Origin of the sequence: Erythrobacter rubeus (genome assembly GCF_014705715.1) — a bacterium.
GTDB lineage: Bacteria > Pseudomonadota > Alphaproteobacteria > Sphingomonadales > Sphingomonadaceae > Erythrobacter > Erythrobacter rubeus.
Map to the genome: position 1 here is coordinate 2424704 of NZ_JACXLC010000001.1, position 10995 is coordinate 2435698.

Below are 10995 nucleotides of genomic sequence, written 5' to 3' on the forward strand. Positions count from 1 at the left end.
CAATCTCTCTCCATTCCGGCTCGGCGTGAACATGCGGTTCTGACTTCAAACAAGGATCGGGATCGCAGTCTGCTTGTTGCCCGTAGGCAGCCGAACGCGAGACGCAGGCCGGATGTCTTCCAGGATCCGGCGGCAAGTCTCTTAGCGATCAGCGTATCTCCCCCTACGCTGAGGCTGCTGTTGGAAACGCGACGTCGATGTCACCGGGCGCCCGGATGAGCGCTTATTCGTACATCGAACCTCTGCGTCCAACCGACACGGCACCAAAGCAGCGAGCGAGACGCGGCCGCCACACCCCCCCGAACCGGCGGCCGCGTCTCCACTCTTATCAGCCCAGTCTTTGCGCGCGGTCCCGCAATTCGGTTTTCAGCAGCTTGCCGATATGGCTGCGCGGCATTTCATCGATTGCGTGCAGAGCCGACAGCCGCTGCGTCTTGCCCAGCCGGGCATTCACCGCGCCGCAGATTTCCTCACACGTGCGCGCGCCCTCCCTGAGCACCGCGAAACCGACAGGCGTTTCGCCCCACTGTTTCGACGCGATGCCGACTACGGCGGCCTCTGCAACGTCAGGCTCCTTTTCCAGCTCGGCCTCCAAATCGCTCGGATAGATGTTGAAGCCGCCGGAAATGATCATGTCCTTCGCCCGTCCGACAAGCTCGACGAAGCCGTCCTCATCGACCCGGCCGATATCGCCCATGCGCATCCAGACCTCACCGGTGTCAGGATCGGTCCATTGTGCCTCGGCAGTCTTGTCCGGGCGGTTCTTGTAGCCCGACATCATCGTCTCGCTGCGCCCGATGAGATTGCCCGGAGTGCCCGGCGCGACTTCGTTGTCATCGTCATCGACCACTTTCATCACACTGCCGGGCGCAGGCCTGCCAACAGTGTGGAGCTTTTCAGGGAACTGGTCCGCTTGCAGCAGGCACACCACACCGCCTTCGGTCATCGAATAAATCTCGACCAGACCGCCCGGCATCCGCTTCAGCACTTCGCGTTTCAGTTCCGGCGAAAACGGCGCGGAGGTACAGTATTTCATCGCGAGCGAAGAGAGATCGAAATCGTCGAAGTCTTCGAAATCCATCAATCGCTGATATTGCACCGGGACCAGCATGGTGACGGTCGTGCGGTCATCCTGCGCGTGTTGCAGCCACTTGGCGCAATCGAACTTCCCCATGATCCGCACAGTTCCGCCCGCAAATAGCGGCGCTAGGAATGCCACCATCGTGGTGTTCGAATAGAGCGGCGTTGAGGCAAGCGAACGCACCGACAAGCCTCCTACGAGATAGGAAAGCGCGGTCGAGGCGAATTGGCGCCAGCGCATCGCATGCGAATGAACGATCCCCTTCGGAATGCCGGTCGTCCCGGAGGAATAGATGATATTGAACGGATCGCCTGGTTCAGGACCGAAAGCTGGCGCAGTGGTACCGGGCGGAGCCATCCACGCCCCGATGTCTTCGAGCGGCACCCGCATCAGGTCCGCCATGAAGTCGGAGCCCAATTCATCGGCTTTTGCCCTATCAATGAAGAGGTGCTGCGCTCCGGAATCCCTCGCCATACCGGCGAGCTGCTCTGCCGAGGCGCTGGTGGTCAGCGGGGCTGCCACGCCCCCTGCACGAATCGCGGCGAGGAACACCAGCGCGTAATTGATCGATGAAGTGCCGAGGATCGCAACCGACTGCCCGCGCTCCAGCCCGGTATCGATCAGCCGCGCCGCTATCCGATCGATCCGGTCGAGCATCTCCGCCCAGCTCAATGCGCCCGCATCATCAAGAAGCGCTGGATGGTCCGGCTGAGTTTCCGCCCACGCGGCCAGAATTTCAGGAAACGATCCGAATTCCGCGCTCAATCTCTCGATCATATCACCCAAAACGCTCTCCGCGGCGCGTCAATCGCGCATACGATCGAGAATTTGGCGCAAGTCCGCAAGCAGGGGAAGCAATTGTTGCAGCAGGTCGTCCGGAACCTGCTCGTTGACCTCGGCGAGAGGGCCGGCAAGGCGCGTCAGGCACTCCTCCCGCATGGCGACACCGGACGCTGTAATGGACACACGCTTGGCCCTCCCATCCGCGGGATCCGGCGCTATCTCGACCAGCCCCCTCCGCTCCAGCCGGGCGAGCGTGTTGGTCATTGTCGGGCGGCTGACCTGGAACGCGGAAGCCAGCTGGGCCGGGGTCCGGTAATCATGGCCCAATCGGACGAAGTGGTTCAGGATACCGAACTGAGCGATCGTCATCCCGCGCGGCAGGCTTTGCGTGAATGTATGGCTCGCCAGCTGATCTATGATCCCGATCTCGTTGAATACCTGGTAGGCGAGGGGATCATCTGTGCTCATACGAGATGGGTGTCTAACGGCCAGCGCGGAGTTGGACCAGTCTCGGGCCCGTATCCGACGCGGGCGAGCATCTGCACGCGCTCACCGGCCTTTGCTCCCGCAAGCTCATACACCTTGCGGAACATCGGCTGGACCTCCTCATATTCCTGCAGGCTCTGGCTCATCGGGTGCATGGAAAGGCCAAGCGCTGTCGCGGTAAGATTGGCGCGCATATACTGGCGTCCGGCTTCCAGCTGGTCCTCGCGGGAATTGCCGGGAGTGGTAATCCACACGAGCGCGGGGATCGATCCGTAAGTGGTTCGCATCATGTCCAACCCTTGCTGAAAAGCGGAGCTTTGCGGATCGGCAAGGCTGCTACGATCGACCATGCCGACCATCGCACCCGCCTCGATCATGGGTCCGTAAAGTTCGATACCGTCGGGATTGGCATCGACTTCCTTGTGCCCGATCCGCATCAGCTCGACGCTTTCCATATTGGCCGCAGGCGTCAGCATCTCGGTTTCGATTGCGGATACGATCTGCTCGCGAAACAGACCTATTCGGGAGGCGTCGGTGGTGAAGTCTCCGCCTGACGCCATGGCGGCAGCCAGGGTCTCGGCGCCGACTTGGCGCGAGAGATCATATTCCTCCTTGTTCGATCGGCGGTTCGCAATCTGAGCGAAGAGCGGATCTCTGCGCACATTCGCGTCCTCGACGAAGCGCAAGGCCGCCACCGGCCCAGCGGCGATCGAAGCATCATCGGTGCCGGCTGGAAATGGCGTTATTTCCAACCTCCGTCCTCTTTCGGCCGCGGCGATACGCGCCGTTTCGATGAATGTGCCGAAACCTATCGTGGTCTGGCGATCGAACGGGTCGGTATCCGGCAACCGGCGCTCAGGATCGCAAGTCAGGATTGCGGTGTCGGCGCCGACCAGCTCGATTTGCCAGGGCTGGCGATTATGCGGGTTGGGCGCGAGGATGGCGAACCGAAAGGCATCGAGCCGCGGATCGGCGACCGCGTTTTCAGTAACCTCCCACGGCTCGAACGCGGTCGTCGGTGTGCGAGTGACCCGCCAGACCCCGCCCATCGCTACCAGCGCCGTCCCACCCAGTCCTGCCGCCAAAATTCCGCGCCGATTCACACCTGCCATTTCCATCTCCCTATTTGATTAGTTGGCTAACTACATGATGTGCAGGGAGTTTGCAAGGGGTGCGAGTTAGCCGGGCCTCCTCGCTTGGCGAAGGTGCGAAATTTGGCCGGTGGAAAAAGCTCCGGCGGGGCGCTTGCAAAGTTTGGGTTTCGCCACCGCAGCGCCTATATAATCGGCATGGAAGAAAACACTCCCGACAACAGCGAAACGCCGCCCGAAAAAACAAAGCAAATGGGCGATTACGGCGCGGATTCCATCAAGGTTCTGAAAGGTCTCGATGCCGTTCGCAAACGCCCCGGCATGTATATCGGCGACACCGATGACGGATCGGGCCTGCACCATATGGTGTTCGAGGTTTCGGACAATGCCATTGACGAAGCACTCGCCGGACACTGCGACCTCGTCCTAATCGAACTCAACCCCGATGGCAGCGTCTCGGTTGAAGACAATGGCCGCGGTATTCCTGTCGACATGCACAAGGAAGAGGGTGTTTCCGCAGCAGAGGTCATCATGACTCAGCTGCATGCAGGGGGAAAGTTCGAGAACACTTCCGACGACAACGCCTATAAGGTGTCGGGCGGCCTGCACGGCGTGGGCGTTTCGGTCGTCAACGCCCTGTCCGAATGGCTCGAGCTTACGATCTGGCGCGATGGCAAGGAGCACTGGATGCGCTTCGAGCATGGCGATGCCGTGAACAGCCTCGAGGTAAAAGGCCCCGCTCCCAAGGTCGATCAGAACCCCGATGACAATGGCTTCAAGAAGGGGACACGCGTCACATTCCAGGCGTCGACCGACACTTTCAAGAACGTTACCGAGTTCGATTTCGACAAGCTGGAGCATCGTTACCGCGAACTCGCTTTCCTCAATTCGGGCGTGCGCGTCCTGCTGCGCGACAAACGGCACGAGGAGGTGCAGGAGCACGATCTCTATTACGAAGGCGGCATTGCGGCCTTCGTCAAATATCTCGACCGAAACAAGGACGCCCTCATCGCAGAGCCGATTTCTGTCTCCGCCGAAAAGGACGGTATCGGCATCGACGTCGCGCTCGAGTGGAACGACAGCTATTACGAGAACGTCCTCACCTTCACCAACAACATTCCGCAGCGCGATGGCGGCACCCACCTCGCCGCCTTCCGCGCCGCGCTCACGCGCACGCTCAATGGTTACGCCGACCGTTCGGGCCTGCTGAAGAAGGAAAAGGTCTCGCTGTCAGGCGAGGACATGCGCGAAGGCCTGACGGCGATTGTCAGCGTCAAGCTGCCCGATCCGAAATTCTCCTCGCAGACCAAGGACAAGCTGGTGTCCTCCGAGGTTCGCCAGCCGCTTGAGTCGCTGATGAGCGAGAAGATGAATGACTGGCTGGAAGAAAACCCGGCCGATGCAAAGCTCATCATCCAGAAGATCATCGATGCGGCGGCGGCTCGAGAAGCTGCGAAGCGCGCCCGCGAAATGAGCCGCAAGGGCGCGATGTCCGTAGCCTCGCTGCCCGGCAAGCTCGCCGACTGTCAGGAACGCGACGCGACGAAGGCCGAACTGTTCCTTGTGGAGGGCGATTCCGCAGGCGGTTCGGCCAAGCAGGGCCGCGACCGCAAGACACAGGCGATCCTGCCGCTAAAGGGCAAGATCCTCAACGTAGAGCGCGCGCGGTTCGATCGGATCATCTCGTCCAAGGAGGTCGGAACACTGATCCAGGCGATGGGCACCGGCATTCGCGACGAATTCGATCTGGAGAAGCTGCGCTACCACAAGATCGTGATCATGACCGACGCCGATGTCGACGGCGCGCATATCCGCACGCTGCTGCTCACCTTCTTCCACCGGCAGATGCCGGAGATCGTGAAGGCCGGGCATCTTTTCATCGCGCAGCCGCCTTTGTTCAAGGTATCCAAGGGCCGCAGCGAGGTCTACCTGAAGGATCAGCCGGCGCTCGATCGCTACCTCGTCGATGCCGGGCTTTCGGGCCGCGTGCTTGAGACGGCAACTGGCGCGCGTTCGGGCGACGACCTGCGCACTCTTGTCGAGCATGCTTTGCGCATCCGCAATCTCATAGCTTTCGTGCCGCGCAAATATGACGCGGCTATCGTCGAGCAGATGGCGCTGTCGGGTGCGCTCGACCCGGCTCTCGATCAGAATACCCGCAAGCAGGCGCTCGATCTGACGGCAGAGCGGCTCGCCAATGCCGATGACGATGCGCAGTGGTCCGCCGATTTGCGCGCCGATGGTTCGGTGATGTTCGCCCGCGTGTGGCGCGGCGTGGCCGATGCGCACGAGATCGAGGCCAAGTTCCTCGACAGCGCCGAAGCGCGCAAGCTGCACCTGCTGGCTGCCGAACACGCAGAGGTTTATGCGCAGGCGGCAAAACTCGCCAAGGCCAAGGCCGCGGAGGAGGAAGAACCTGTTGTTGCCGAGGACGATGAGGAGGTTATCGATGCCAGCGCCGATGACGCGATCTTCCGCCCGACCGAACTGCTCGACAACGTCCTTGCAGCAGGGCGCAAGGGCCTCTCCATCGCCCGCTACAAGGGTCTGGGTGAGATGAACGCCGAACAGCTGTGGGAGACCACGCTCGATCCCGAAGCGCGCATCCTCCTGCAGGTGAAAGTCGAAGACGCCGACGTGACGGATGAGATCTTCACCCGCCTGATGGGCGACGTCGTCGAACCGCGCCGCGAGTTCATTCAGGACAACGCGCTGAACGTGGCGAACCTGGACGTTTAGGAACCCATCCGGGCGCCACGTTGATAAGTCGCTTTGACGCTTGATGTTTGGACTCTATGGTCCGACATCGAGCGTTATGAGCACCGAGCCACACCATACCAGCGAGCTTCAGCAGGCCAGCTTCCTGCTCGTGCTGGCGGCTGTCACGTTCCTGCTGGTGTGGATTTCGTGGCCGTTTGCAACGCCGCTTTTATGGTCCGCACTGGCTGCGATCATGTTCCAGCCGCTGTACAAATGGGCGCTGATAAAGTGTCGCGGGCGGCGCAATCCCGCGGCTTTGCTCACGCTCATGGTGATCCTGCTGGCGGTGATCCTCCCGGCGCTATGGATTGGAACTCTGGTCGTCCGTGAAGCGCTGACGCTCATCGCTGCCTTGCAAGAGGACCCCATCGATCTCGCTGCGATGGCCAGCGATGTCTATGCAATGCTGCCCGGCGTGGTTCAGGAAATGGTCGATCGCAGCGGCTGGACCGACATGAGCGAAGCGCAGACAAGGCTGCAGGAAATCCTCGGCGAAAGTGCCGGCATGCTCGCCAGCGAGGCGGTATCCATCGGCAGCGGCGCGCTCGGCTTCATCCTCAGCTTCGGTCTCGCGCTTTATGTAACGTATTTCCTCCTCCGCGACGGTTCGCGCATCGGCGAAACCATCCTGCACTCTGCCCCGATCGAGCGTGAGATTGCCGACCGCCTCGCGGAACGGTTCCTCGGCATCGTGCGCGCCACGATCAAGGGGTCGGGCGTCGTCGGCCTGGTTCAAGGCACACTCGGCGGCATCACCATGGCGATCGTGGGCATGCAGTCCGCCTTGCTGCTGGGCGTGTTGATGGCGATCCTTGCCCTGATCCCGGCGGTCGGAACCGCGCTGGTCTGGGCGCCGGTGGGTGTCTGGCTGCTCGTAACCGGATCGATTTGGGAAGGCATTTTCGTTCTCGGTGCGGGCTTCATCGTGATCAGCTCTGCCGACAATGTCCTTCGCCCGATACTGGTCGGGCGCGACACCGGGATTCCCGACTGGATCATCCTCGTGACCACTCTGGGGGGCCTATCGATCGCAGGTTTCTCCGGCATCGTGCTCGGCCCGCTCGTTGCGGGCCTGTTTCTTGCCAGCTGGTCGATCCTTCAGGAACAGCGCGCCGAAGACGAAGAAGCAGCTGCGCTATATCGAACGCGGGTCGGCATCGACGGGAAAGCGCGGCCGGATACCGACGATCCGAAAGACCCCGAGCCGGTCCGTCAACACGAGGACGCATAGGCCGTGCAGTCGCTGGTCGAACCAGGCAGCCAGGCCGAACAGGTCGGCAGGCTCCTCTTAGCAGTGGCGATCGTCCTGTTCCTGCCCGCACTCCCATTCGGCAATTACCTTATCTACCCATTCGTTATCCTGACCACTTGGTTTCACGAGATGGGCCATGGCCTGACCGCGCTCGCACTGGGCCAGGATTTCGTGCGCCTGATGATCTTCGCCAACGGATCGGGCGTTGCGGAAAGCATGGTGTCTTTGGACGCATCGGTGTTCACGAGAGCGGCGATCGCAGCCGGCGGACCGCTCGCGCCGAGTTTCGTTGGCGCGGGGCTTATCATGACGAGCGCCCATCCCAAATTGTGGCGCCCGATGCTGTGGGCTGTCGCGGCGGCTATTCTGATCTCCGTCATCATCTATGTCCGCTCGGTCGTGGGCTATGCCGTGCTGCCATCGGTTGGTGCCATTTTGGCGGTCATTGCCTGGCGCGCCCGCGCCGGATTTGTGCGCTTTACCCTCCAGTTCATCGGCATATTGGCGGCGATGAGCATGATATCGGACTTCGATTATCTGTTCACCGAAGAAGCGGTGATCGGCGGCGATCGCATCTTGTCGGACACGGGCCAGATCGAAGCCGCGCTGGTCCTTCCGCACTGGGTCTGGGCGACATTGCTGCTTCTCACATCGGTCACGATGGTTGGCGCGAGCCTGAAATATGCGCTGAATGAAAGACGTCTGCGTGCCCGCCCTCCGAAGCCGCCCGCGAACGTGCTGCAGTTCAAGCGTAAACGCTAAGGCAAGTCCGATCCGGCCCGAGCGAAAGTGATAATCGGCGCTCCGCCGGTATCACGCTAGCCTGAGGGTATGGACGACAACGCACTACAAAAGGTCGCAGATCGCGTCGCTATCGAGGAGGTGCTCACACGCTATTGCCGCGGCATTGACCGCTGCGACCCGGACGAGCTGGCACGCGCTTTCGCCCACGACGCGCAGATCGATTACGGAAATGGGCCGAAACCTGTCGGCGAGACTATCGAAGGCCTGATGGCGGGGCTCGGCGCGATGCGGCTGACCCAGCACAATATCGGCAATGTCATGTGCGAGGTGGAAGGCAATGAGGCGCGCGCGGAAACTTACTGTGTTGCGCTGCACATCCTGCCTGGCGGTGGCGAGGAACCCGATACCGAACTGGTCGTCGGCGGGCGGTATCTGGACCGATTGGTGAAGCGTGATGGAGACTGGCGCATAGCCAATCGGATCTACATCATGGACTGGAACCGCCAGCAGGCTGCCACCATGCAGGACCGCGGCGGCCTGTTCGATACGCTAGGTCGCCGAGGCGCACGCGCGCCGGCCGACCCGTCTTACGCTTGGTGGGCTGGTGAGAGCTAGGTCGCGATCCGGATCGTGTTGACGCCGGTGGCCTCGCCTCCGGCCTCGGCCGAGAGGCCGATAAACATGGTATCGACGATCCGCGCGAGCTTTTGCTCGGTCAGTTTTTCGCCGAGATAAATCAGCGAATCCGGCACCGTGTAGTTCGATACCATCTGATTGATGAGCGAAAGCGCCTCGTCGATTTCGAGGCCGGCGAAATATCCCTCGGCCTGCGCCTCGGCGATCAACTCACACTGGTAATGATCGGCCAGGTCGACATAGGACCGGACCCGTTCGAAATTGGCAGCGCCCATTTCGCAGATATTGGTGAAGAATTCAGGATCCTCGCGAAACCGGTCGCGCGATATGACGAAGCGGCGACGGAAAAATTCATAAAGTTTGCGATTGGGCGGAAGATCGGTTTCGAGGACCTCTTCCATCGCCGCCATATGCGGTTTCAGCCAACTCTGCGCGATCGCATCGAAAAGATCATCGTAATCGATGAATATCTGTTCGAAGCGGGCACGCGATACTCCGCTTTCGTTGATCGCTGTCGCGAACGGAACCTCCGCACCGCGCTCCTTTACGAGATCGAGAACCAGCTCCGCAATTCGCGCCCGCTCGTTCTCTCTTGTCTCTTCGCTCAAAACCATTCGCGACCCGACCTCCTCAGTGACGGGTAAATAGGGTGCGATCACCGCTGCTTAAAGGCTTCGCCTTGCAAAAAATTGTGCGACGCAGCGACGCGCTGCGTCAGCACAGCTACATCAGCCAGCCGATTTCGGGGGCATCGGGAAAAACGCCGAGGTGCGCCGCTTGTAATCGGCGTATTTGTCGCCCTTGGATTTATCCATGCCTTTTTCCAGCAGGGTGACGCCGGACCACTTCGTCAGTGTGAAGGTCAGGAACAGCGGCCCGATGACGGTATAAAGAGCATAGTCCCAGCCCGCGCTCGCGCAGACGATCCAGATGCCCCACCACGCCATGAAATCGCCGAAATAGTTCGGGTGACGCGTGTAGCGCCACAGGCCCGTGTCCAGCACCTTGCCATCGTTATCTGGATTGTTCTTGAAACGCGTCAGCTGCCAATCGCCGACCCATTCGAAGAAGATACCGATCAGATAGACGGCGACGCCGACATAGGCGAGCGCAGTGATCGGCGCGGGCGCTTCGCTGGCCAGGATCCCGACCTGAGCCGGGCTGGACACCGCGAACAGCAAAACCGCCTGGCCCAGCCATACCTTCGTCAGCGCGGCGATGACGAAATTGCCCTTTTCGCGGTCTTTCTTGAGGATCATCTTATAGCGCTTGTCCTCACCGTGCTTCCACCACCGCGCGAACAGATAGATGCCGAGCCGGAAACCCCACGCCGTCGTCATCGCCAGCAGCAAGGTGGCGAGCGGGCCGGGTTCATCGAGCTGGATCCAGCTGACCAGCGCCATCACGCCCATCCCTGCACCCCAGAACGCATCGACGAACGACACATCGTTGATCCGCACGGAAATCAGCCACTGGATCAGCACCAGCACGATCAGCACGGCGGCGTTGATTGCCAAAGCTTCAAACATCGTTGCGCCCCTCGATAATCGCTTTCGCCTGCGCCTCGAGAACCTTGAAACGGTCGTAATCGGGCAGCTTTGACCGGAACCATTCCGCCAGCTTAAGCAGGTCCTCGCCATAATTCCCGGACGGGACCAGCGGTTCCCCAAAGCCGATGATCATCTTGTCGTTATCGGCATAGGCAGGAACGATCGGCACTCCGGCAGCCTGCGCAATGTTGTAAAAGCCGGACTTCCACTTTCCGTCCGAAGAGCGGGTTCCCTCGACTGCCATGACGAGTGCAAGCTCCTCGCGCCGGCGAAATTCCTCTTTCATTTGCTCGACGGTGTTGGCTTTGCGAGTGCGATCGACCGAGATGCCGCCCATATCGAGCATGAAGTTCTTCATGATGCCCTGAAACAGCGTGTGCTTGCCCATGAAATTGGGCTGCACCCGCTCATGCTTGGTCGCGCCCGCGAAGAAAACGAAGTCCCAGTTGGATGTGTGCGGCGCGCCGGCGATCACGTATTTCTTGAGGTTCCTCGGAAGGTGGCCTTCGATCCTCCAGCCCTTCCACTTGTAGAGAAACAGGATGATCCGGTTCACGATCCGCGAAAGCAGCGTGACCTGCCGAGTTTCGTTATGGCGCAATGTGTTCTCTC

Annotated in this window: 10 protein-coding genes; 4 read left to right on the forward strand and 6 right to left on the reverse strand. The window is 60.8% G+C overall.

Annotated elements, in window-relative coordinates; translation table 11 throughout:
• Positions 1-328 precede the first annotated feature (328 nt).
• Genes IB285_RS11950 through IB285_RS11960 form a run of 3 tightly spaced genes read right to left on the reverse strand, consistent with a single transcriptional unit; the run spans position 329 to position 3462 of the window.
• Positions 329-1858 (reverse strand): class I adenylate-forming enzyme family protein, encoded by a 1530-nt coding sequence (locus tag IB285_RS11950; RefSeq protein ID WP_190788383.1) that lies wholly within the window; start codon positions 1856-1858, stop codon positions 329-331.
• A 27-nt stretch (positions 1859-1885) separates the two neighbouring features.
• Complete coding sequence (locus tag IB285_RS11955; protein WP_190788384.1) at positions 1886-2332, reverse strand: MarR family winged helix-turn-helix transcriptional regulator; 447 nt, start codon at positions 2330-2332, stop codon at positions 1886-1888.
• Positions 2329-3462: an Acg family FMN-binding oxidoreductase gene (locus IB285_RS11960; RefSeq protein WP_190788385.1), complete on the reverse strand. Its 1134-nt coding sequence runs from the start codon at positions 3460-3462 to the stop codon at positions 2329-2331. The genes IB285_RS11955 and IB285_RS11960 overlap by 4 nt, the downstream gene beginning before the upstream one ends.
• Positions 3463-3639: 177 nt before the next feature.
• Between IB285_RS11960 and gyrB the strand changes: the two genes are divergently transcribed.
• The 4 genes from gyrB (at position 3640) to IB285_RS11980 (ending at position 8812) form a co-directional block, all read left to right on the forward strand.
• Positions 3640-6180 (forward strand): DNA topoisomerase (ATP-hydrolyzing) subunit B, encoded by a 2541-nt coding sequence (gene gyrB, locus IB285_RS11965; protein WP_190788386.1) that lies wholly within the window; start codon positions 3640-3642, stop codon positions 6178-6180.
• 76 nt (positions 6181-6256) lie between these two features.
• On the forward strand, positions 6257-7432 hold the full coding sequence (locus tag IB285_RS11970; protein ID WP_234033141.1) for an AI-2E family transporter: 1176 nt from the start codon (positions 6257-6259) through the stop codon (positions 7430-7432).
• 3 nt (positions 7433-7435) lie between these two features.
• Positions 7436-8215, forward strand: a complete 780-nt coding sequence (locus IB285_RS11975; protein ID WP_190788388.1) for a M50 family metallopeptidase — start codon at positions 7436-7438, stop codon at positions 8213-8215.
• Between the two features lie 69 nt (positions 8216-8284).
• Positions 8285-8812 (forward strand): nuclear transport factor 2 family protein, encoded by a 528-nt coding sequence (locus tag IB285_RS11980; RefSeq protein ID WP_190788389.1) that lies wholly within the window; start codon positions 8285-8287, stop codon positions 8810-8812.
• On the opposite strand, the gene IB285_RS11985 is transcribed toward IB285_RS11980, so the two are convergent.
• From IB285_RS11985 to IB285_RS11995, 3 genes are all read right to left on the reverse strand, one after another.
• Positions 8809-9447: a hypothetical protein gene (locus IB285_RS11985; RefSeq protein ID WP_190788390.1), complete on the reverse strand. Its 639-nt coding sequence runs from the start codon at positions 9445-9447 to the stop codon at positions 8809-8811. The genes IB285_RS11980 and IB285_RS11985 overlap by 4 nt on opposite strands.
• 114 nt (positions 9448-9561) lie before the next feature.
• Positions 9562-10362, reverse strand: coding sequence for a DUF1295 domain-containing protein (locus tag IB285_RS11990; protein WP_190788391.1), 801 nt, complete (start codon positions 10360-10362; stop codon positions 9562-9564).
• Complete coding sequence (locus tag IB285_RS11995; RefSeq protein WP_190788392.1) at positions 10355-10984, reverse strand: lysophospholipid acyltransferase family protein; 630 nt, start codon at positions 10982-10984, stop codon at positions 10355-10357. The genes IB285_RS11990 and IB285_RS11995 overlap by 8 nt, the downstream gene beginning before the upstream one ends.
• Positions 10985-10995: the final 11 nt, after the last annotated feature.